General features: G+C 55.3%; 22 protein-coding genes. All 22 read right to left on the bottom strand.

Translation table 11 applies throughout. From position 1 onward, the window contains the following. Positions 1 to 4: 4 nt before the first annotated feature. The 22 genes from lpxD to R1T41_RS19095 all read right to left on the bottom strand — a co-directional run bounded on the left by lpxD (position 5) and on the right by R1T41_RS19095 (position 23,595). Positions 5 to 1,024, bottom strand: a complete 1,020-nt coding sequence (gene lpxD, locus R1T41_RS18990) for a UDP-3-O-(3-hydroxymyristoyl)glucosamine N-acyltransferase (protein ID WP_317338566.1) — start codon at positions 1,022 to 1,024, stop codon at positions 5 to 7. After that, positions 1,024 to 1,608, bottom strand: a complete 585-nt coding sequence (locus tag R1T41_RS18995; protein ID WP_062948613.1) for an OmpH family outer membrane protein — start codon at positions 1,606 to 1,608, stop codon at positions 1,024 to 1,026. Before R1T41_RS18995 ends, lpxD begins: the two co-directional genes overlap by 1 nt. Next, positions 1,608 to 2,267 (bottom strand): BamA/TamA family outer membrane protein, encoded by a 660-nt coding sequence (locus R1T41_RS19000; protein ID WP_317338569.1) that lies wholly within the window; start codon positions 2,265 to 2,267, stop codon positions 1,608 to 1,610. Before R1T41_RS19000 ends, R1T41_RS18995 begins: the two co-directional genes overlap by 1 nt. Continuing rightward, entirely contained in the window at positions 2,185 to 3,903 is a 1,719-nt protein-coding gene (bamA, locus tag R1T41_RS19005) for an outer membrane protein assembly factor BamA (RefSeq protein ID WP_317338571.1), read from the bottom strand. Before bamA ends, R1T41_RS19000 begins: the two co-directional genes overlap by 83 nt. 26 nt (positions 3,904 to 3,929) lie before the next feature. Further along, the gene (gene rseP, locus R1T41_RS19010; protein WP_317338573.1) at positions 3,930 to 5,033 is read right to left on the bottom strand and encodes an RIP metalloprotease RseP; all 1,104 of its coding nucleotides are present in this window, start codon (positions 5,031 to 5,033) and stop codon (positions 3,930 to 3,932) included. Positions 5,034 to 5,076: 43 nt separating this feature from the next. Continuing rightward, entirely contained in the window at positions 5,077 to 6,240 is a 1,164-nt protein-coding gene (locus tag R1T41_RS19015; RefSeq protein WP_062948607.1) for a 1-deoxy-D-xylulose-5-phosphate reductoisomerase, read from the bottom strand. A gap of 42 nt (positions 6,241 to 6,282) precedes the next feature. Continuing rightward, on the bottom strand, positions 6,283 to 7,101 hold the full coding sequence (locus R1T41_RS19020; RefSeq protein ID WP_269451386.1) for a phosphatidate cytidylyltransferase: 819 nt from the start codon (positions 7,099 to 7,101) through the stop codon (positions 6,283 to 6,285). Continuing rightward, positions 7,088 to 7,828: an isoprenyl transferase gene (locus R1T41_RS19025; RefSeq protein WP_317338578.1), complete on the bottom strand. Its 741-nt coding sequence runs from the start codon at positions 7,826 to 7,828 to the stop codon at positions 7,088 to 7,090. The genes R1T41_RS19020 and R1T41_RS19025 overlap by 14 nt, the downstream gene beginning before the upstream one ends. Positions 7,829 to 7,830: 2 nt before the next feature. Then, positions 7,831 to 8,394 carry a ribosome recycling factor gene (frr, locus tag R1T41_RS19030; protein WP_062948601.1) on the bottom strand — a complete coding sequence of 188 codons (564 nt, stop codon included), beginning with the start codon at positions 8,392 to 8,394 and terminating at the stop codon, positions 7,831 to 7,833. A gap of 2 nt (positions 8,395 to 8,396) precedes the next feature. Beyond that, entirely contained in the window at positions 8,397 to 9,128 is a 732-nt protein-coding gene (gene pyrH, locus R1T41_RS19035) for a UMP kinase (protein ID WP_062948600.1), read from the bottom strand. Positions 9,129 to 9,294: 166 nt separating this feature from the next. Beyond that, entirely contained in the window at positions 9,295 to 10,218 is a 924-nt protein-coding gene (gene tsf, locus R1T41_RS19040; protein ID WP_317338581.1) for a translation elongation factor Ts, read from the bottom strand. Positions 10,219 to 10,303: 85 nt separating this feature from the next. Further along, positions 10,304 to 11,086, bottom strand: a complete 783-nt coding sequence (gene rpsB, locus R1T41_RS19045) for a 30S ribosomal protein S2 (protein WP_062948597.1) — start codon at positions 11,084 to 11,086, stop codon at positions 10,304 to 10,306. A 235-nt stretch (positions 11,087 to 11,321) separates the two neighbouring features. Next, complete coding sequence (gene dnaE / locus R1T41_RS19050) at positions 11,322 to 14,807, bottom strand: DNA polymerase III subunit alpha (protein ID WP_317338583.1); 3,486 nt, start codon at positions 14,805 to 14,807, stop codon at positions 11,322 to 11,324. Positions 14,808 to 14,906: 99 nt separating this feature from the next. Continuing rightward, complete coding sequence (locus tag R1T41_RS19055) at positions 14,907 to 15,641, bottom strand: ABC transporter ATP-binding protein (protein ID WP_062948593.1); 735 nt, start codon at positions 15,639 to 15,641, stop codon at positions 14,907 to 14,909. Further along, positions 15,634 to 16,884 carry a lipoprotein-releasing ABC transporter permease subunit gene (locus R1T41_RS19060; RefSeq protein ID WP_114120990.1) on the bottom strand — a complete coding sequence of 417 codons (1,251 nt, stop codon included), beginning with the start codon at positions 16,882 to 16,884 and terminating at the stop codon, positions 15,634 to 15,636. Before R1T41_RS19060 ends, R1T41_RS19055 begins: the two co-directional genes overlap by 8 nt. Positions 16,885 to 16,982: 98 nt before the next feature. Then, complete coding sequence (proS, locus tag R1T41_RS19065; protein WP_062949337.1) at positions 16,983 to 18,302, bottom strand: proline--tRNA ligase; 1,320 nt, start codon at positions 18,300 to 18,302, stop codon at positions 16,983 to 16,985. A 175-nt stretch (positions 18,303 to 18,477) separates the two neighbouring features. Continuing rightward, positions 18,478 to 19,029 carry a hypothetical protein gene (locus R1T41_RS19070; protein WP_231858130.1) on the bottom strand — a complete coding sequence of 184 codons (552 nt, stop codon included), beginning with the start codon at positions 19,027 to 19,029 and terminating at the stop codon, positions 18,478 to 18,480. 426 nt (positions 19,030 to 19,455) lie between these two features. Further along, positions 19,456 to 19,695, bottom strand: a complete 240-nt coding sequence (locus R1T41_RS19075) for a DUF1467 family protein (protein ID WP_062948587.1) — start codon at positions 19,693 to 19,695, stop codon at positions 19,456 to 19,458. A gap of 54 nt (positions 19,696 to 19,749) precedes the next feature. Then, a complete protein-coding gene (gene mce / locus R1T41_RS19080; protein WP_062961463.1) occupies positions 19,750 to 20,154 on the bottom strand; it encodes a methylmalonyl-CoA epimerase in 405 nt (134 codons plus the stop codon). A gap of 102 nt (positions 20,155 to 20,256) precedes the next feature. Further along, positions 20,257 to 21,933 carry a ribonuclease J gene (locus tag R1T41_RS19085; RefSeq protein ID WP_317338588.1) on the bottom strand — a complete coding sequence of 559 codons (1,677 nt, stop codon included), beginning with the start codon at positions 21,931 to 21,933 and terminating at the stop codon, positions 20,257 to 20,259. A gap of 85 nt (positions 21,934 to 22,018) precedes the next feature. Further along, a complete protein-coding gene (locus R1T41_RS19090) occupies positions 22,019 to 22,801 on the bottom strand; it encodes a type III pantothenate kinase (protein WP_097050174.1) in 783 nt (260 codons plus the stop codon). 35 nt (positions 22,802 to 22,836) lie between these two features. Then, on the bottom strand, positions 22,837 to 23,595 hold the full coding sequence (locus tag R1T41_RS19095; protein WP_097050173.1) for a biotin--[acetyl-CoA-carboxylase] ligase: 759 nt from the start codon (positions 23,593 to 23,595) through the stop codon (positions 22,837 to 22,839).

The following is a 23,595-nucleotide window of genomic DNA, read 5'->3' on the forward strand; positions in this document are numbered from 1 at the left end:
GCCCTTATTTCTTTTTCCGTATTAACCGTGACAGGGCCACGGTCTGTTTATGATATTCCATTACCGGCACAGCGGGGCTTCCGCCAACGGTCTCGCCCGCACCGATATTTTTCATGACACCGGATTGCGCGGCTATTTTTGCGCCATCACCAATCTCAAGATGGCCTGTAATCCCGGCCTGACCCGCGGCAACAACAAAGTTGCCAAGCTTGGTCGATCCCGAAATCCCGACCTGGGACACGATGACACATCCCATGCCAAGTTCGACGTTATGGCCGATCTGGACAAGGTTGTCGATACGGCAACCATTGCCAATCACCGTGTCTGGCCCGGCCCCACGGTCGATTGTCGAATTGGCCCCGATCTCGACATCATTGCCAATCACGACGCGGCCAAGCTGCGGCACTTTAAGATGTCCCTGCGGCCCCATGGCAAAGCCGAAACCGTCCTGTCCAATGCGAACACCAGGATAAATCAGACACAGATTGCCGATCAGACAATGGCTGATCGTCGCCCCGGCACTGATCTTGCTTCCGGCCCCAATCACGACACCTTCACCGATCACCGCATTGCTGGCGATGATACAGCCATCACCGATCTCGCAATTCTCGCCGATCACAGCACCTGCGTCGATCTGGACACCTTTTCCAATCCTGGCGGTATCGGCAACAACGGCATGCGGTGAAACAACGCCATTCGCCTCGTCAAACGGATAATAGGCCGTTGCGGCCTTGGCATATGCCCGGTACGGATCGCTCGTCGTAAACAGCACCATATCAGCCGGTGCACGATCAACAAATTCCGGCCGGACAAAACACCCACCTGCTGAACTGCTGACAAAGGCATCAAGATATTTGCGATTGTCGAAAAAGCTCAGGATCGACGCATCGGCATTCTGAAGCGGCGATACATCGTCAAAACGGCGCGACGGATCTGGTGCGTTTACCAGTTCCGCGCCGGTCAGATCGGCAATTTCCTGAACGCTGAAAGGTCCCTTGCGTTTAAAAAACCGGGGATCCGCCATCAGGACGCTTCCTTGAACTCGACGCTAAGGGTCGGCATTGCCTTGTTCACGCGGTCAAACACCTCCTTGGAAGCATCCATGGCATTGGCATGCAGAATGACCTGGCTTTTATGCAGAACCAGTGTTGCCTTGCGCTGCTCGGCAACATCGGCAATCACTTCGATCAGCGTTTTCTGGAACTTCACCCGCGATGAATTAAGCGCCTCGTCAAGGATGCGGTTGCGTCCCTGGGCAAACTTCTGAAAATCAGCCACTTTCTGCTGAAATTCTTTCTGTTTCTGCTGAATGACATCGGCAGACAGAAGGGTTCTCTGTTGGGCGATTTCCTGTTCTTCCTTGCGCAGGGCCTGCTGACGCTTTTCGATTTCCTGCTGATAAGCTTCCTGACGCGTTTTGATCTGCTTGGTCATGTCCTGCATGGCAGATGCTTCACGCATGATGCCTTCAAAATCGACGATCATCACAACAGCAGTCGTGTCCTCCGCCCCGGTATTTTCCTGGGCCGAGGCGACAGTCATGGCACCGACCGCAAATGTCATGGCAATTGCGGCAATGGCAGTCTGGATAGATTTCATCATTTTCATCAGAATCTGGTCCCGAAGTTCAATCGGAACACTTCCTCTTTGTCGTAATCTTCTTTGAGAATAGCCTGCGAAAGGTCAACACCAATCGGGCCAAACGGCGATTCCCAGCCTACCCCAATACCAACAGACGCCCTAAGCGACCCCTCGTCATAAATCTCGCCGGGCCTTGCCCCATCAACCCCTTCAGAAGAACCGAAATCACTGAAAACACGACCAGTCAGGGCAAATTCGGATGGCAATCCTAACGGGAAGTCCATCTGCACCGTACCAGTATAGAAGAATTTGCCACCGACCGCATCGGTTGTCTCAATATCGCGCGGGCCAACACCGGCAGATTCAAAACCGCGAAGGTTCGAACCACCGGTAAAGAAGCGCTGCGAAATGCGCGTGTCGTCGCCAATACCAAAGATATAACCAGTAGATCCCTTGGTCGACAGCACCCATTCTTTTTCACGATCCAGCGGATAGTAATACCCGCCATTCACACGCGTACGAAGATAGGTTTCCGATCCACCAAGACCGGCGAAATCGTTGGAAAGCTGCATGAAGTAGCCTTCCTTCGGCGAAATCGTGCTATCACGCTGATCGTATGTCAGCGTCTGGCCAATCGTTGAACTCGGAAAATTCCGGATCTTCTTCACGCAGCAGTCGCGATGCATCGCTATCAATGTCCGAATATTCGTTAACTTCGAACCCGTAACGCACCGACTGGGACAATGCTTCGGAATAGCGGAAACCGGAACGCAGACCGATACCGGTTTGCTTCTCGTCATAAGAACTTTCGTCCTGGTTGTCTTCTTCACGGCGATAGATGTCGAAACCGGCACTCACATCGCGATCAAGGAAGTAAGGCTCGGTAAAGGACAGATCGATCTGCTGGCTCGAGGAGCCAAGCGTAAAGCCAAGACGCAAGTCCTGCCCTTTACCCAGCAGGTTGCGTTCACGGATACCGGCCTGACCAAACGCACCGTCATCCGTACCGTAACCGGCACCGATGGAAAACTCGCCGGTCGACTTTTCTTCAACATCGACCTCAAGAACCGTCTGATCCGGTGCACTGCCCGGAAGCGTTTTCACATCAACCGTCTTGAAGAAGTTCAGGTTTTCAACACGCTGGCGCGAACGTTTCAGTTTCGAACTGCTGAATGCGTCGCCTTCGACAAGGCGGAATTCGCGACGTACAACCTCATCAAGGGTACGGACGTTGCCGACCACATCGATGCGCTCGACATAAACCTTCGGCCCTTCGGCAATCGTAAAGGTGATGTTGATGACACCGGTCTCGCGATCGCGTTCGACATTCGGGCGAATATCGATAAACGCATAACCCTGATCACCGATGCTGGTGGTCAGCGCATCAATGGCGTCATCGACAAGGTCGGCATTATACCAGTCGCCTTTTTCAATCTCGATCAGCGGCATCAATGTCGCCGGATCGATCTTGTCGATCTGCGATACAACATTGATATCGCCAAACCGGTAACGCTGGCCTTCACTGACGGTATAGGTGATGAAGAAGTCCGAACGATCCGGGGTCAGTTCGGCAACCGACGACAGAACCTGGAAATCGGCATAACCGGCTGAAAGATAGAAACGGCGGAGCAATTCACGGTCAAACGTGACGCGATCCGGATCGTAATTGTCATCCGCCGTCAGGATTTTCCACCAGGCACTCTCGGTTGTCCGGACAACTTCGGACAATTCGCCATCATCAAACGCCTTGTTGCCGACAAAGTTGATCTTGCGAACACCGGTCGCTTCACCCTCGTCAATTTCAAAGACAAGATCGACACGGTTCTGTTCAAGCTGGATGACTTTGGGTTCGACCGTTGCGGCAAACCGGCCGGAACGGCGATACAGATCAAGAATACGCTGAACATCAGCCTGCACCTTGGTGCGGGTGTAAACAACGCGCGGACGCAACTGAAGCTCCGCCCCCAACGCATCATCCTTCAGGCGCTCGTTACCTTCAAAGGCGATCCGGTTGATGATCGGGTTTTCAACGACATTGACCTTCAGCACACCCTGCTCGAAACCGATGGAAACATCGGCAAAAAGTCCGGTCGAAAACAACGACTTCAGCGATTCGTTGATTCTTTGCGGATCATAGGGATCGCCTTCTTTTACCGACAGATACGCGTTAACCGTCGCGGCTTCGATACGGTTGTTGCCGTCTACCCGGATTTCGCGGATAACGCTGCTTCCCTGGGCATAGGCCACCATCGGAATTATGGTTGGCGCGGTTCCACCAAGCAAGACTGCCGCCAAAGCAGCCGCTTTCACATTACGCAGCAAATTCAACCCCCTGATGCCGTCTATCATCAGCCTGCCAGGCCTTTGAAGAAATTCCAGACGCCCAATTGCGTCAGGTCGTTCCAAGTTGCAAAGATGATTAAGCTGAATACCAAACCTGCCCCGAGACGGAAACCATATTCTTGTGCTTTTGCGCCCAAGGGCTTACCGCGAACCGCCTCGATGGCATAAAACACCAGATGACCACCATCAAGAACCGGAACAGGCATCAGGTTAATCAACCCAAGGCTGATCGAAAGATACGCCATAAAGAACAGAAGCGGGCCAATGCCACCCTCGGCAACCTCGCCCGACATCTGTGCGATACGGATCGGGCCGCCAAGCTCGGAACTGTCACGTTCGCCCGAAATCATTTCACCCAATGCCGACATCGTCTGCGCGATCAGGTTCCATGTCGATGAAAACGCCTTGCCGGTCGCATCGATAATCCCGTCGCGCTGGGTTTCAAAAGCACCGGCGGTCACGCCAAGGCGGCCGAAACTCTCAACATCATCACCCTCGCCCGATGTCACGGCCTCTGGTGTTACCTGAACCTCGATTTCCTGCCCGTCACGCAGGACCGAAAGCGAAACCGGCGTACCGGCATTGGCCCGGATCACATCCGAAAGTTCGCTGAACCAGTCAATCGGCTGCCCGTTGATCGCGCTGATCCGGTCCTGGGATTGCAATTCCGCAATCGCCGCCGGGCTGCCGTCAACAACCTCCCCCACCACCGGCAGGGCGCGCTGCTGGCCGACTGCCGCAAAAAGAACGGTAAAAACAATGATGGCGAACAGGAAATTGGCCAACGGACCGGCAAAAACAATCGCCGCGCGCGCCGCCAGCCCCTTGTGATGAAACGCATGCTTGCGTTCTTCTTCGTCAAGGTCGTCACGCTGCCCGGCACTTGCCGGGTTCATGTCGCCAAACATTTTGACGTACCCACCAAGCGGCAGCAGGCTGACTTTCCAGCGCGTACCCTTTTTATCGTACCAGCCAAAAAGCTCTGGCCCGAATCCGATTGAAAACGCTTCAACCTTCACGCCATTCCGGATCGCGACCCAGTAATGCCCGTATTCATGGACAAACACCAAAACCGAAAGAACAAATAGAAAGGCAAGAAGGGTTTCCATAGAAGACGTTCCTTTTTCGGGGCGAACCCCGCATTTTTGGCACTCAAAGACCGGTTTTGATCATGCCCAGCGTTTCACGACGAATCATATCATCAAGATCAAACATCTGGTCGAGATCGCGTAACGGCGATGCGGCAATCCTGTTCATCATGCGCTCGACCGTTTCGGCAATTTGCAGGAAGGTAAGCTTTCCGCCCAGAAATGCACCAACGGCAATCTCGTTTGCAGCATTCAGAACAGTCGGCACCGTGCCCCCCGCCCGTAACGCTTCACGCGCCAGACGCAGGGCCGGAAACCGTTTCAGATCCGGCGAGGTAAAGTTCAACTGCCCGATCGTGGCAAAATCAAGACGCGCTACATCAACCCGTATTCTTTCCGGCCATGAAAGCGCATAGGCAATCGGGGTTCGCATATCGGGCGAGCCAAGCTGGGCAAGCACAGATCCGTCAGAATATTCCACCATGCTGTGCACGACGGATTGCGGATGCACCACCACCTCGATACGTTCTTCGGGCACGGGGAACAGACGGCATGCCTCGATCAGTTCAAGGCCCTTATTCATCATGGTTGCCGAATCAATCGAAATCTTCGCCCCCATGTCCCAGTTGGGATGGGCCAGCGCCTGCTTGGGCGAAACCGATTTCATTTCCTCAAGCGACCATTCCCGGAACGGCCCACCCGATGCCGTCAGAAGAATACGGTCAACCTTGTCGACCGACTTTTGCTCCAGCACCTGGAAAATAGCACTGTGTTCGGAATCGACAGGGATCAGCGTCGCATTGTATTTCGCGACTTCCGCCATCATCAGATCACCGGCACAAACCAGCGTTTCCTTGTTGGCAAGTCCAACCCTTGCCCCGCGGCGAATGGCCGCCAGCGTCGCCCTGAGCCCCGCCGCACCGATAATCGCGGCAATAACGATATCGGAGGGGCGCGATGCGGCCTCGACCAGTGCGTCATCACCGGCCGCCACCAGAATATTGGTGCCCGACAACGCTGATTTCAGGTCTTCATAAAGGCTTTCATCGGCAATAACCGCCATGGCTGCCCCAAGCTCGATGGCGGCCTTTGCCAGCGCCGGCACATTTCGATGGGCGGTAATGGCGTCCACGGCATATTTGTCTGCATGTGCTTTCAGGATATCTACCGTGCTGCTGCCAACCGATCCGGTCACGCCAAGCACGCAGACTGATTTCTTAATTGTCATCAAACACCAGCTTCGCGGATTTCTGCCTCCAGGGTCCAGGCCCTAGCGCAACGACAATCCAATGAAATACACAATAACAAACGCGACAGGAAAAACCGACAACATCCCGTCGGCACGGTCAAGCAACCCGCCATGCCCCGGAATAAGGTGGCTGCTGTCCTTGACCTTGAAATGGCGTTTAAGCGCAGATTCTCCAAGGTCGCCCACCTGCGCTACAATCGCCAGAACCGCACTTGCCAGAACAATGGACACCGGGATTTGATTGCTGCTGAAATAGGTGATCAGCCCCCCGATCACCATCGCACACAGCATGCCACCAATCAGGCCAGCCCAGGTTTTCTTGGGGCTGAAACGCGGGGCCAGTTTCGGACCGCCAATCGCCTTGCCAAAGGCATAGGCCCCGGTATCCGTCGCCCACACCAGAAAGAACAGCCACATGATCAGCAACAGGCCATCACCATGCATGCTGCGCAGCCACTGTGCCGCCAGTGCCGCACACGATATATAAACGATGCCAAACGCCGCCAGAAACCGGTCTTTGCCCGGACGCAGTGCCGCTGTTGCCGCACTGACGAATACCGACAGCAGAACAAACGGATATTCCCCGGTTGTCAGCAAAAGCATGGCAACCGCAAGCGCCACCCCCGCAACAATCGAAATCGAATTGACATGACCGGGAACGCACATCCGCGTCCATTCCCACATCATGCCAACTGAAAACAGCAATACGAGAAACTCGAAATACGGGGAACCGAACCACACTGCCGCAACGGCGATCGGGGTCATGACCAATGCGGAAATAACCCGTGGCTTCAATCCTGAATTTGTATCTTCCTGGCGTCGGGCTTCAGATGACTGCACCAAAACGCCGCTCCCGTCCGGCAAAGTTTTCTATCGCTTTTTCAAGATGTTCACGTCCGAAATCGGGCCAAAGAACCTGATCGAACACGAACTCCGTATAGGCCGACTGCCAAAGCAGGAAATTGCTGATGCGCTGTTCGCCGCTGGTCCGGATCAGCAGATCCGGATCGGGCATTCCAACCGTCGCCAGATGCGCCTCGACCATGTTTTCGTCGATGGCATCAGGCCGAATTTCCCCGGCCGCAACCTTCTGCGCAATCAGCCGTACCGCATCGGTGATTTCCGCCCGTGCACCATAACTGAGCGCAATGGTCAGGTTCAAACGGGTATTGCCCTGCGTGCGTTCCTCGGCATTGGCCAAAAGAACACGAATATCGTCATCAAAACGTGTGCGGTCCCCGATGATCCGGATACGGACACCGTTTTTGTGCAGGGTTGCCAGTTCGCGTTTGATGAACAGCCGCAACAAGCCCATCAGGTCGCTGACTTCACTTTCCGGGCGCTTCCAGTTTTCGGTCGAAAACCCGTAAAGGGTCAGATACTTGATGCCGATTTCCGCCGCGGCTTCGACCGTGCGACGCACGGCCTCAACCCCCGAACGATGTCCCATCGTGCGGGGCTTGCCACGCAGCTTCGCCCAGCGCCCGTTGCCATCCATGATGATGGCAACATGACGCGGCACGACCCGCAAATCTGAAGGGTTGGGTTGAGATGCCAGCACCGTCATGATCAGACTTGCATGATTTCCTGTTCTTTATGGGCGAGCGCTTCGTCGATCTCGCCAATGACCTTGTCGGTCAGCTTCTGGATCTCTTTTTCCTCGTTATGGAGGTCATCTTTCGAGATCACGCTGTCCTTTTCCCATTTCTTGATCTGGTCGATGCCGTCACGGCGGACGTTACGAACAGAAATACGGGCCTGCTCGGCATATTTGCCGGCAACCTTGGACAGTTCCGCACGGCGTTCCTCGTTCAATGCCGGGATCGGCACGCGAACAAGCGTACCATCAGCCGCCGGGTTCAGGCCAAGACCTGAATCACGGATCGCTTTTTCGACCGATTTAACCATTGATTTGTCCCAGACCTGAACCGAAAGCATACGCGATTCCGGAACACTGACGGACGCAACCTGGTTAAGCGGGGTCGGTACGCCGTAGGCTTCAACCATGACCGGTTCAAGAAGGTTTGCACTGGCCCGCCCGGTCCGGAGCCCGGTGAATTCCTTGTGCAAAACTTCGACAGCCCCTTCCATACGGCGGGCAAGGTCTTTTTTCAGGCCAGCAACGTCAGACACCTTCAGTCTCCATTCGAAATAATCGTAAACGTACCATTTGCACAAACCACGTCGGCAAATGCGCCCGGATTATGCAGAGAAAATACAATAACCGGAATATCATTTTCGCGTGCCAATGAAATAGCCGATGCATCCATAACACGCAAATCTTTGGCAAGAACTTCCATATAGGTCAGCGAATCATAACGTTCCGCCGTCGGGTCAACTTTCGGATCGGCGGTGTAAACCCCGTCAACCTGCGTCCCCTTAAGCAATGCGTCGCAGCCCATTTCAACTGCGCGAAGTGCCGCGGCCGTATCGGTGGTAAAGAACGGGTTGCCCGTACCGGCGGCGAAAATCACCACCCGGCCCTTTTCCATATGGCGTACCGCGCGACGGCGGATATAGGGCTCACAAACCGATGACATCGGAATGGCGGACTGCACGCGGGTCTGGACCCCGTGGCGCTCAAGCGCGTTCTGAACCGCAAGGGCATTCATGATGGTAGCCAGCATGCCCATATAATCGGCCGTGGCACGCTCCATGCCCTGGGATGCACCCTTGACCCCGCGGAAGATGTTCCCCCCGCCAATCACCATGCAAACCTCGGCACCCATGTCATGAACGGCTTTGATTTCGCTTGCGATCCGGTCAACCGTCTCGGGATCAATCCCGTATTGCTGTTTTCCCAGAAGCCCCTCGCCCGAAAGTTTCAGAAGGACGCGACGAAATTTCAGTTGGCCGTTTTCTGCCATGTTGGATTGCCTCTTACTGCCGATATTTCAAACTGTCCCGAAACCCGGTTCAGCAAAATTCAGATATAAAAAGACCGGCGAGTAACAGGGCGATTATGCGCTGCCGACCTCGCCGGTCTGGGATCATACACGAAATGACACACGACGCACCATTTCGATCAGATGTTTATTTCTTCAGCTGCTCAGCAACTTCTGCAGCAAAGTCTTTTTCTTCTTTCTCGATGCCTTCACCGAGTTCGAAGCGGACAAATCCTTTAAGGGTGATCGGTTTGCCAGCGTCTTTTGCGGCATTTGCGATCACGTCTTTGACTTTGCTTTCGCCGTCAATCACGAAGGTCTGCTCGACCAGAACGACCTGCTCGTAATATTTACGGATACGGCCATCAATCATCTTTTCGATGATTTCAGCCGGACGGCCCAATTCTTTGGCCTGTTCGGTCAGAACGGCTTTCTCGCGCTCGACCAGTTCCGGATCCAGATCGTCAACCGTGGCCGAAGCCGGGTTGGTTGCTGCAATGTGCATTGCGATCTGTTTGCCAAGGCCTTCAAGAACGCTCGCATCAGCTTCGGATTCGAGTGCAACCAGAACGCCGATCTTGCCTAGGTTCGGCGCAATCGCGGAATGGATGTAGGACGCAACAGCACCCTTCTCGACCGAGATACCAGCCGAACGACGCAGGTTCATGTTTTCGCCGATGGTGGCGATCATGTGGGTAACCTGTTCTTCGACGTTACGCGAAGTACCCGGGAACGGGGTTGCTTTCAGCGCATCGATATCGCCATTGGCCGAAACGGCCTGGTTTGCGATTTCTGCGACGAATTTCTGGAAGTCTTCGTTACGCGAAACGAAGTCGGTTTCGGAGTTGAGTTCGACAACGGCACCGGAAGTACCGTTAACAGCAACACCCACCAGACCTTCGGCGGCAACACGACCGGCTTTCTTGGCAGCAGCAGCAAGACCTTTGGTACGAAGCCAGTCAACGGCAGCTTCAAGATTACCTTCGGTTTCGGACAGCGCCTTTTTGCAATCCATCATGCCAGCGCCGGTGGTTTCGCGAAGCTCTTTAACCAGAGCAGCGGTAATAGCCATTTTTAAAGCCCCTATTACGCGATCAGTGAACACCTAAAGAAACGGCGGCATGCTAGCCGCCGTTTCATCAGGTACAAAATGAAACTTATGCGGAAGCTGCTTCCTGAGCGGCTTCTTCAACAGCAGCGGCTTCAGCCGGAACTTCTTCGGATTCACCGAGATCCGCGCCAGAAGCAGTCATTTCCTGCTGGATACCGTCCAGAACCGCGCCAACGAACAGGTCGCAATAAAGCTGGATCGCACGGATCGCATCGTCGTTGCCCGGGATCGGGTAAGCAACGTTTGCCGGATCCGAGTTGGAGTCCAGAATTGCAACAACCGGAATGTTCAGGTTCTTGGCTTCGTGAACAGCAAGTGCTTCCTTGTTGGTGTCGACCACGACGATGATGTCGGGAAGACCACCCATGTCCTTGATACCACCAAGCGCGCGCTCAAGCTTGTCGCGCGAACGGGTCAGGTTCAGGATTTCTTTTTTGGTCAGACCTTCTGCACCGGCAGACAGGATCTCGTCCTGTTCTTTCAGGCGTTTGATCGAGTTGGAAACGGTGTTCCAGTTGGTCAGCATACCGCCGAGCCAGCGATGGTTCACATAGTACTGACCGCAACGCTTTGCAGCTTCCGCGATGACCGGGGATGCCTGACGCTTGGTACCGACGAACAGAACACGACCACCACCTGCGGTGACGTCACGAACGGCCTGCATCGCACGATGCAGCATCGGAACGGTTTCCTGAAGGTTCAGGATGTGAATGTCATTGCGTGCACCAAAGATGAACTGCTTCATCTTCGGGTTCCAGCGGCGGGTGTGGTGACCAAAGTGGACGCCAGCTTCCATCAGCTGACGCATGGTAAAGGTTGGCAAAGCCATGATAAATTCCTACCTTTTTCCGGTTAATACCTCCGCGGAAGGGAATTTCACGCCAGCTTGCGTGAAACACCGGATGGACGAATTTCTGCATAAAGCATTATTCGCCACGCTCCCGCGTGCGATGTTCGGGGCGGGTTTTAGCCCCCTCCTGCAAAGAATGCAAGCCTTAAAGTACGCTCAAACCGCCGGAAAGTGAACCCGAAGCCCGATCACAATTTCCACCTGCCCGCACCAATCAGATTTCCTCGGCCAGTTCGACACCCGGAATGGCCCCGACCGCCCCGATAAGGGACGGCCCGACCTTATAGGTATCTTCAAGCTCGACCTCGGCAATACGGCCGTCGGCACACACCGTCGAAAGACTGACCAGACCACGCCCTTTCCCCGCTTTTTCAAGCAGTTCGCGGATTTCCGCCACCGGATCGGGCCGGTTCAGACGAATGCGGATACCCTCGGCAGCCCCTGAAACCGCATGCTCAAGGTCTTCGACCTTCTGCCCCTGGATGCGAAGCTGCCCCTCGCGCATTTCGGCTGCCACCACCAGCAATACCGGTCGTCCGGCATTGATGATTTCCTTGTAAGCCGCCCATGCCTCTGCCCAGAACGCGACCTCGAAACTGCCGGTCGGATCGGAAAACATCACAAACGCGAATTTTGATCCGTTTTTCTTGGAAATCATTTCACGCGCATTGATCAGCGTCCCGGCAAGCTTGATCGATCCCTTGTTCTGGGCGCGCATGCGGGCCGGAAGTTCCTTGATCGGCGCAATACCGATCCGCTGAAGACTTTTGCCAAAGGTATCCAGCGGATGAGCCGAAAGATAAAAACCGATGGCCGAAAATTCCTCGGTCAGTTTTTCCATCGGCACCCAGTCGCGTTCATCGGGCAACCGGATGGCATCCTTGCCAAAACCGGTATCCTCGCCAAACATCGAAATCTGGTCATTGTTGCGCGCCTGCATTTCACGCTGGGAAACCGCCATCACGCGGTCGACATGCTCAAACATCACCTTGCGGTTCGTCGTCAGACAATCAAGTGCCCCTGCCCGCACAAGGTTTTCAAGCAACCGCTTGTTGACCGCCCGGCTATCGATGCGCGATGCGAAATCGGTCAGGTCCTTGAACGGACCATTGGCCTCGCGCTCCGCAACAAGGCTTTCCATCGCGGCATCACCAACGTTACGCACCGCTGCCAGTGCATAACGGATTTTGCGAACCCCATCATAATTTTCCACCGAAAACGCCACTTGCGAATTATTGATGCAGGGCGGCAGGATTTCGATGCCAAGCCGTTCGACTTCCTGTTTGAAAATCGCCAGCTTTTCGGTGTTGTGCATATCAAGCGTCATCAGCGCGGCCATGAACTCGACCGGATAATTCGCCTTAAGATACGCCGTCTGATACGCCACCAGCGCATAGGCCGCTGCGTGCGATTTGTTAAAGCCATAGGATGCGAACTTGGCGACCTGATCAAAGATGTCGGATGCCTGCCCGCGCGGCACCCCGTTCTTTTCCGCCCCGTCAACAAACAGCGACCGCTGCTTTTCCATTTCCTCGGCGATCTTTTTACCCATCGCACGCCGCAACAGGTCCGCACCACCAAGCGAATAGCCCGACATCGTCTGGGCTAGCTGCATGACCTGTTCCTGATAGATCATGATGCCATAGGTTTCTTCGAGGATCGGCTGCAACATCGGGTGCATGTAATCAGGTTCTTCCTGACCATGCTTACGCGCGATGTAATGCGGGATATTATCCATCGGGCCCGGACGATACAGCGCCACCACAGCGATAATATCTTCGATCGTATCGGGCTTCAGGCCGCGCAGAACGTCCTGCATGCCCTGCGATTCAAGCTGGAATACACCGACCGTCTCGGCCGCCGAAAGCAGCTTGAACGCCACCCGGTCATCAAGGGGAATGGCACTGATATCAAAGTCTTGCGGGACGTCTTTGCGAAGCCGCATCAGATTTACGGCCTCGATAATCACCGTCAGGGTTTTCAAACCGAGGAAGTCGAACTTCACCAGACCGGCATTTTCAACATATTTCATGTTGAACTGGGTCACCGGCATATCGGATCGCGGATCACGATAAAGCGGCACAAGCTCATCAAGATCACGGTCGCCGATCACCACCCCGGCGGCATGGGTCGACGAGTTACGATAAAGTCCTTCGATCTGCATTGCGATGGACAGCAGCCGGTCAATATCCGGGTCTTCGCGCGCAATCCGGCGCAGATCCGGCTCCATGTCGATGGCTTCCTTAAGCGGGATCGGCTTGGCTGGGTCCCCCGGAATCATCTTGCAGATTTTGTCGACATAGCCATACGGGATGCTCAGAACACGGCCAACGTCACGCACTGCAGCCTTGGCCTGTAATTTACCGAATGTGATGATCTGCGCCACACGGTCATGGCCGTATTTCTGCTGCACATATTCAATCACCTCGCCGCGCCGGTCCTGACAGAAATCGACATCGAAGTCAGGCATGGATACGCGTTCCGGGTTCAGGAAGCGTTCAAACAGCAACGAAAAATGCAGCGGATCAAGATCGGTAATCAGCAGGGCATAGGCAACAAGCGACCCCGCACCCGAACCACGGCCCGGTCCAACCGGGATTTCATGATCCTTGGCCCACTGGATAAAGTCCGCAACGATCAGGAAGTAACCCGGGAACCCCATCTGATTGATGATGCCAAGCTCGTATTCAAGGCGCTCCCAATAGGGTTTGGCGATTTCTTCCTTCTGCGCATCCGTCATATCTTCGGTAAAGACATATTTCGCAAGGCGGCCCTTAAGGCCCTCCTCGGACATATGACGCAGTTCGTCGACCTCGGTGCGGCCTTCGCCGCAATCAAACGGCGGCAGGATCGGATCAATTTTCTCGACATGCCATGAACACCGCTTGGCAATCGTCAACGTGTTGTCACAGGCCTCGGGAATGTCGGCAAAAAGCTCGCGCATCTCGTCGGCAGTCTTGAACCGGTGCTCCGGTGTCAGGCGCCAACGGTCTTCCTGCCCGACAACCGCACCCTGCCCGATGCAGATAAACACATCGTGGGCTTCATACATTTCCGCCTTGGGGAAAAAGCAGTCATTGGTCGCGACCAGCGGGATATTGTGATCATAGGCCAGCTTGATCAGACCTGGCTCGACTTTTTCCTCGATCGGCTCGCCGTGGCGCTGCAATTCGATATAAAGCCGGTTGCCAAATATCCCCGAAAGCTTGTTCAGGCATTCGGTTGCCGCCTCAAGCTGCCCCTCGGCAATCAACCGTGCCAGCGGCCCGGTCGGCCCGCCAGTCAGGCAGATGATGTCGGAACTGTATTGTTCGATATGATCATAAAGCGCCTTGGGCTCGCTGCCTGCTTCGCTGGTCATGTGTGCCCGCGAAACGATTTTCAGAAGGTTGAAATACCCCCGCTCATTCTTTGCGATCAGAACCAGCTTGTCCGGGTTGGGTTCACGCGAAATCCTGCCAACAACCGGCTGGTCGCCAAACCGCTCAACACCGATCTGTACGCCAAGGATCGGCTGCACGCCCGCCCCGCTCATCACACCGGAAAAATCAAGCGCGCCGAACATATTATCGCTATCGGTCATCGCAACCGCGGGCTGACCATCCGCCTCGCACATCTTTGCCAGTTCCTTCGTCGTGATGGCACCTTCGGCAAGCGAATAGTTGGTGTGAACACGAAGATGGACGAAACCGTTTTCCATTTCAGAAAACCCCGGAACAAGAATGGCAAAGGCAGGAAAACCGCCACCCCGGATCACTCCGGGGCGCGGTGCTCTGCTAACTTAAAGAATTTCGACGGATTACGAAAGGGTATCGGGATCAAGTTCGACCAGATGCCCGTCACGCAGGGTCACAACCCGGTCCATCTGGCGCGCCAGTTCCGGGTTATGGGTCGCAATCAGCGACGCCAGACCGGTTTCGCGCACCAGCGTCATCAACATCCCGAACACGGTTTCGGCAGTATGCGGGTCAAGGTTGCCGGTCGGCTCGTCGGCAAACAGCACATCGGGCACATTGGCAAGCGCACGCGCAATTGCCACCCGCTGCTGTTCCCCGCCCGAAAGCCGCGCCGGGCGATGTTCGGCCCGTTTTTCAAGTCCAAGACAGCGCAGCAGTTCAAGCCCGCGTTCGGTCGCATCCGGCCGTTTCAGGCCATTGATCATCTGCGGGATCACGACGTTTTCAATCGCTGAAAATTCCGGCAGCAGATGATGGTACTGATAGACGAACCCGATATGCTTGCGGCGCATTTCGGTGCGCGCCAGATCGGAAAGGTCCGTGCTGCGTTTCCCGCCAATCGAAACCATGCCACGATCAGGCTTTTCAAGCAGGCCCGCAATCTGAAGCAGGGTCGATTTACCCGCCCCCGATGGCCCGACAAGGGCGACGATCTCGCCCTGATGGATTTCAAGATCGACGGATTTCAGGATTTCAAGCTGATCGGGGCCCTGATTGAAGACGCGATCAATCTTTTCAAGCCGCAGGACGACTTTCTGCGCACGTTCCTGCGCGGTTTTCTTGACCATATCACTCATAGCGCAGCGCCTCCACCGGATCGAGGCGCGATGCACGCCATGCCGGATAAACCGTCGCCAGGAACGACAGGGTCAGGGACATCACACAGACCAGAACCACCTCGCTGACATCCATGTCAGCCGGAAGCTGCGACAGGAAATAGATTTCCGCATTAAACAGGTCCGCCCCGGTCAGGCTCTGGATGAACTGGCGGATATTTTCGATATTCAGGCAGAACAGAACGCCAAGGATCAGCCCGCTTAACGTACCGACAACCCCGATGGATGCCCCGGCCAGGAAGAAGATGCGCATCACCGATGACCGTGTGGCCCCCATCGTGCGCAGGATCGCGATATCGCGGCCCTTGTCCTTCACCAGCATCACCATGCCCGAAATGATATTGAATGCCGCCACCAGAATAATCAGCGTCAGGATCAGGAACATCACATTACGTTCAACCTGTAACGCATTGAAAAAGCTGGAATTTGATTGCTGCCAATTCACCAGCCGCAGATGTTCCCCCGACAGGTTCGACAGCAGATCATTCATGCTCGACGACAGACGCGACGGGTCTTCAAGCATCACTTCAAAATGGCTAATCTTTTCCGGCAGGCGGAAATAAATCTGGGCGGCATCCAGCGGCATGAAGATAAAGCCGCTGTCATATTCATACATGCCGATATCAAACAGCCCAACAACCTTATAGGCCCGCACACGCGGTACGGAGCCGAACGCCGTCACATTGCCCTTGGGCGAGATCAGATTGACATTGTCACCCACCCCGACGCCAAGCTTCATGGCAAGGCGTGCGCCCATGATCACGGTATCCTCGCCCTTGAAATCGTCCAGCGATCCAAAAACGATATTGTCCGCAATCGTCGGACGTTTGGCGAGGTCGGCCGCCCGCACACCGCGCACGATGGCACCGGATGCGCGACCATTGTTCGATGCCATCACCTGCCCCTCGACCACCGGGGTCACAAGCGTGACATTGCCGGTTTCCGCGATCTTCTTCTCAATCGCATCATAATTGGGCAGACCATCCGGACTTTGCGCATAAACCGATATATGCCCGTTCAGTCCCAGAATACGTCCAAGCAATTCGGCCCTAAACCCGTTCATGACCGACATGACGATAATCAGGGTCGCAACGCCCAGCATGATGCCAAGCAGCGAAAAGATGGCGATGACGGAAACAAAGCCTTCTTGCCGACGGGGACGCAGGTAGCGGAAAGCCACCAGACGTTCGAACGGACTGAACATGCGCAAATGATCCTCGTGGAAGCGTATGGAAGCGTATCGGAAAGAATTCCGGAAATCAGGACGGGGCAGCCAAGGCTGCCCCGTTTGCAAAATCGTTATCAGGCGCCGATCTGGTTAAGTGCGGCTTCAAGCGTTACTTCTGTCCGCTCGCCGGATTTGCGGTTTTTAAGCTCGACCACACCGGCTTTAAGGCCTTTCGGGCCAATCACGATCTGCCAAGGCAGACCGATCAAGTCCATATCGGCAAATTTGCCGCCCGCGCGGATGTCGCGGTCATCATAAAGCACCTCAATCCCGGCGTTATGCAGCTTGGCATAAACGTCTTCGCAGGCCGCGTCACATTCATCATCACCCGTGCGCAGGTTGATCAGGCCAACCTTGTAGGGTGCAACCGATTCCGGCCAGATGATGCCGTTCTCGTCGTGCGATGCCTCGATCAGTGCGCCGACAAGGCGCGAAACGCCAATACCGTATGATCCCATCTGGACCGGCACTTCCTTGCCGTCCGGGCCAAGGATGGTAGCCCCCATCGGTTCGGAATATTTCGCACCGAAATGGAAGATATGGCCGACTTCGATCCCGCGCGTCGCGATCATGTCGTCACCGGAAATCGGGCTGTTGGCCGGATCATGCTTGTCTTCGGTCGCAGCGTAATCTTCAAGCGTTGTCTGGACCCAGTTTTCAAGCCCGGTGCGATCATTCAGATCAACACCCTTGCCCGTCAGATCCTTGTCCAGCCATTTCTTGTCGCAGAACACTTCGCTTTCGCCGGTTTCGGCCAGAATGATGAATTCATGGCTAAGATCGCCGCCAATCGGGCCGGTATCGGCCACCATCGGAATCGCCTTCACGCCAAGGCGCGTAAAGGTCCGGCAATAGGCAAGAAACATCTTGTTATAGGCGTGCCGTGAACTTTCGTAATCGACATCGAACGAATACGCATCCTTCATCAGGAATTCGCGACCACGCATCACGCCAAAGCGCGGGCGGATCTCGTCGCGGAATTTCCACTGAATGTGATACAGCATCTGCGGAAGCTGCTTATAGGACCGCACATCCTTGCGGAAGATATCGGTGATCACTTCCTCGTTGGTCGGACCAAAAAGCATTTTGCGGTCATGACGGTCGGTGATGCGCAGCATTTCAAGGCCGTAATCCTCGTACCGTCCGCTTTCCTGCCAAAGTTCGGCTGGCTGGATGGTCGGCATCAGCAATTCGTTGCAGCCAATCGCGTCCTGCTCTTCGCGCACGATCTGCTCGATCTTTTTAAGCACGCGATAGCCAAGCGGCAGCCAGGAATAAATCCCCGCCGAAAGCTGGCGCACCATACCGGCACGCAGCATCAGTCGATGGGAAGCGATCTGTGCTTCTGCCGGTGTTTCCTTGAGGGTCGGCAGAAAGAACTGGGAAAGACGCATCAATGCCTCGTGATGATCAAAGCTGAAAATATCAGGTATACAAAAGACCTTGCCCGGAAAATGCGACAGCACAGCCCGAAACGCAAGCCGGAACTTGCTTTATATCGGCAAGACGTGATCTAGCGCCCAATCGTGGCAGGTTTGCGAAAACACACAGGCTTTTTCAGGTACAACCTTACCGGAAGCCCGCCGCCCGGCACGCAGCCGCCAGTTCATCCTGCCCCGCCTCGTTACCAAGCGGCGTGTCATTGAAATAAACCCGCCCGTTGCGATAGGTGATCTTGCCGATATTGGACTCGCCACTGATCCCGTCCGGCACGGAAATCCCCGCATATTCAAAGAAATCAATCGTCACCGGAAATTCGATTTCCTTGGGCAGCGAATTCAGTATCTGGTTGCCGCCATCCAGATCGGCCGGGGCGACCTTGCGGCCATAAACATCGACACCGGGTTTATACGCCACATCGTCATCCGGCACATGGCTGACCAGTTCCCGGCAGGCCGACCGCGTGACCGTGATGGTTGGCTTCGCCTTCTCGGCACTCGCAGCACCTGCTGCGTCCGGAACGGCATTTTCACCTGCCGCCGGTCCCGGCAAGGGGGAGTCGCTTTGCGCCAGAACGCCACCCGCACCGGTCATGATCGCGCCAGCAACAAACATCGAAACCATGAAATTCACAGGATAAATCCCGATTTTCATAGAGCGGGTCGTTACAAAATTCTTCATATCGCCGGTCCATCCTATTTATGTGCGGTGCAGCATCGAATCATCTGTGAATATTGGTCAAAACATCTTGCACAAAAGTGAAATATGTGGCTTTTTGATCCTCCGCTAACGGCGCAAGATCGTTGCGGAAGACGTATCGCAGCCGCTCATAAAATTGCGGGAGGCTTTGTTGCCAATAAGCATACAAGAAGCAGGCGCGACGTCGAAATAAAACCTGTGCCAAGTGCCCAGGTCTTAGGAGGAAGCAAAAAAAGATTACGGGAAAACAGCTATAAAAATAGCATCTTGGCAAGATCCTTGTGATCTTGCTTTTTTTTGTCCGCATCCCGGCCCGCCTTCCCTTTCCCGTGATTTTTGTGCAGTCCTGCAAACAAAAACCCCGCAGCAAATGTGCGGGGTGTGTTTTTACACGGCCTGCGCCAAAACTCATTGCGGCGGACGAACTTCGATCATGCCACTGGTGATCACGAAATACGCCACCACCCACAAAATTGCCGAAATCAGGCTGGTCGCCAGAACCTTCTTCCACATATGCGGCTTTTGCGGTGCGCCGCTATCGTGGCCGGGCTGGACATTTTCCTCACGCTTCACGCCGACCGGCAACACCATGAACAACACCAGCCACCAGATCACGATGTAAACAAGGATCGCGGAAAACCAGTTCATGCTGCACTCTTTTCGTGGTTGCGGGAATAAGGGCCGATACGGCGGGAAAGAAACTTAAACCTGTTCAAGCTCAACAAGCGTCCCGTTGAAATCCTTGGGATGCAGGAACAGAACCGGCTTGCCATGCGCACCGGTTTTGGGCTCCCCGGTGCCCAGCACGCGCGCACCATTTTTCAAAAGCTGATCGCGCGCCGCCAGAATATCCTCGACCTCATAGCAGACATGATGAATGCCGCCCGATGTGTTTTTATCAAGGAACCCCTGAATGGGCGATCCCTCGCCCAGCGGATAAAGCAATTCGATCTTGGTGTTGGGCAGTTCGACAAAAACCACAGTCACCCCATGATCAGGCTCGTCCTGCGGGTCGGAAACCTTCGCGCCCAGGACATCGCGGTAAAGCCGGATACCTTCCTCAAGGTCCGGCACCGCAATCGCCACATGGTTCAGCCGTCCAATCATGTTCTACTCCTGAAATGTGATCTGCCCGATCACCGCCAATCTAGGACGCGCATAACCTTAAAGACAACTGCCCTTTTGGTCGTATGCCGCGCCCCGGACTGCCTAGTTCTTCTCTTTGACGCGAACCAGATGCACCTCGATCAATGGCCGCTTGCCCAGCCGCTGGCGCACCGGGCGGCGCAATGCCTGCCGGATCGCAAGGATCACCGCCGCATCGTCAAGCACCTCGTCATCGTCAAGCTGATCGACCCGATTGCCAATCTCGGCGGCAAAATGATCAAGGCGGACATCATCGCCGTCCTCGTCAAACAGGCTGGGTGCCGTGATCATCGGTTCACCGACCATCTCGCCAAACTGGTTCAGCACCACGGTCACAAACATCACACCGTTCCAGACGATGCGATTGCGGTTGCGGATGGTATCGGAATCCCGTTTCAGCAACCGCCCGCCATCAAGGCAAAGCACCCCGCTTTCGGCAACGCCAATCACATGCGCACTGCCCGGCGACAGACGAATGACCGTCCCGTCATGCGGGATAACCTGTTCAGGGATCTGACATTCCGCGCCAAGGGCTGCCTGTTCGCACAGATGGCGGGTTTCGCCATGCACCGGCACAAGGATTTTGGGGCGGGTCAACTGATACATCCGCGCCAGATCCTGCCTGCCTGGATGGCCCGATACATGGATCGGTTCATCGCGCGCGGTAATCACGCGGATACCCCGCCTAATCAAAAGGTTCTGGATATAACCGATGGATTTTTCATTGCCCGGAATTTCACGTGCGGAAAACACAACCGTATCACCCGGATCAAGCTGCACGGTCGGATGATCCCCCTTGGCAATGCGCGACATCGCCGCACGCGGTTCGCCCTGCGACCCGGTACAGATCAGCAAGACCTGATCCTTCGGGACCTCCATCGCGTCTTCATCGGTCAAAAGGTTCGGATACGACGTCAGATAGCCAACCGCGCGTGCGGCCTCGGTAACACGGTTCAATGACCGTCCGGCAAGCCCGACACAGCGGTTGTTTTCATGTGCTGCTTCAACAATCGACTGTAACCGCGCGACATTGGTGGCAAAACACGCAACCGCAATCCGGCCCTGTGGCGTTTCCGCAAACAGTTTCGACAGATTCTTGGCAACCTCGCCTTCCGATCCGGTCTGGCCTTCGGAAAAGACGTTGGTGGAATCACAAATCAGCGCCATGACCCCTTCATCGCCAAGCGCCTCAAGCTTCTTGACGTCGGATGCCTCGCCAATCTGGGGATCGGGGTCAAATTTCCAGTCGCCGGTATGCACCACAAGCCCCTTGGGGGTGCGGATCGCAAGCGCGTTGGGTTCCAGGATCGAATGGGTCATGGTGACGAATTCGATGTCAAACGGCCCCTTTTTGAACCGCCCGCCAAGCTCGATCACATGGATCGGCACCTGATCGGCAAAATCGGTTTCCGCCAGTTTGGCCTTCAGGAATTCGGCGGCAAACGGGGTAGCATAGATCGGGCATTTCAGCCGCGGCCAAAGATACGGCACCGCGCCAAGGTGATCCTCATGCGCATGCGTCAGAACAAGGCCAAGAAGTTTGTCTTTGCGTTCCTCGATAAAAGACGGATCGGGCATGACAACATCGACACCGGGCAATCCTTCCTCGCCAAAGGAAACGCCCATATCGACCATCAGCCACTGATCGTCATATCCGTACAAATTGAGGTTCATGCCAATTTCGCCAGATCCCCCCAGCGGCACAAACAGCAATTCGTCTTTCGGCAAATACAAATCCACGGATGATCACCCTTGTCTTTCAGCGGTGAGAAATACGATCACGGGGCGTACCCGCGTCACTTCACAATCAATGTCGGTTAACAGTCTAGTTCGATTTTGCGCTGTTGCGGCGATAAATCATCAAAAGCCCCAGCATCGTCAGATCGCCATGCAGATGTTCGATCTCGTCAACCGCCTTGGTAAACAGCGGTGCCAGCCCGCCGGTCGCGACAACTTTCATGTGATCGATGCCCTGCTGCTTGCGAATGCGCGCCAGAAGCCCCTCGATCATCGCGACATAGCCCCAGTAAACCCCGGACTGCATCGCCTCGACCGTATTCTTGCCAATCACGTTGCGCGGTGCCTCGATCGCCACCATCGGCAACTGGGCCGCCGCCATATGCAGCGCCTTGATCGAAAGGTTCACCCCCGGTGCAATCACACCGCCAAGGTAATTGCCTTCTTCATCAATCACGTCAAACGTGGTTGCCGTCCCGAAATCAAGCACCACAAGCGGCCCGCCAAAAAGCTTGTGGGCTGCAACCGCATTGACCAGCCGGTCGGCACCGACCTCGCTCGGGCGGTCCATGATGATCTTCATATCCAGATCAACCGCCGGATCGCCGACCACCATCGGCTCGACATTGAAATAACGCCGGCACAGGGTTTTAAGGCTGAATTCGGCCGCCGGAACCACGGTCGCGATGATCGCGCCCGTAATCGCGTCTTTTGGCACATCCGACAGGGTAAACAGATGATGCAGCCATACGCCAAGTTCATCCGCCGTGCGCTCAACCGTCGTTGAACAGCGCCACTGCCCCTTGATCGTATCGCCGTCAAACACCGCGAAAACGATGTTGGTATTCCCGGCATCAATCGCCAGCAACATGATGTTTCGTCTCCCCGTTATCGTCCCGTGTTTATTTATGCTTTAAAGAACACTTCGCCAGCCCCGACGCGATGCTCGGTTCCGCCCGCTTCTCTTAGAACAAGCGATCCATCATCATCAAGCCCGACAAACGTGCCCTCAAGCGTTCTTTCGGTCAGGCGCGCAATCACCGGCTCGCCAATACCGTATGCGCGTGTCAGCCACGCCTCGCGCACCGGGGCAAACCCCTGCGCTTCCCAAACCGGCAGCCAGCTTGCCACCCGCGCGACATAGGCCGAAAGAAGTTCCCCCACCGATACCGGCGCGCCAAGGGCTGAAAGCGACGTCGCCGGACGTTCGGCATCATCGGGATAAAATGCAACATTCACACCGGCACCGATCACCAGATAATCGGTTTCCGAACCGTTATTCGATGCACTTTCCAGAAGAATACCCGAAATCTTGCGGCCATTGACCATCAGGTCATTGGGCCATTTGCAATCCGGTCTGATCCGGTTGCCACTGACCAGCTCAATCGCCTCGGCCATTGCGACCGCAATCAGGAATGTCAGTTTGGCCGCTTCAAAAAGCGGACAATCAGGACGCAGCAAAAGGGAAGAATAAAGATTGCCAACCGGGGATGACCATGCGCGGCCGCGCCGTCCCCTGCCCGATGTCTGTTGGCGGGCCCAAATAAGGGCGCCACTATGGGCGCCCTTATCAGCAAGGCGTTTCGCCTCTTCATTGGTGCTGTCGATCACTTCCAGTTCATGAAGGTAAAAACCTTCCGGAAGCCGGATCGTCGGCTTGGTCAT

The organism is Thalassospira lucentensis, assembly GCF_032921865.1.
Classification (GTDB): domain Bacteria; phylum Pseudomonadota; class Alphaproteobacteria; order Rhodospirillales; family Thalassospiraceae; genus Thalassospira; species Thalassospira lucentensis_A.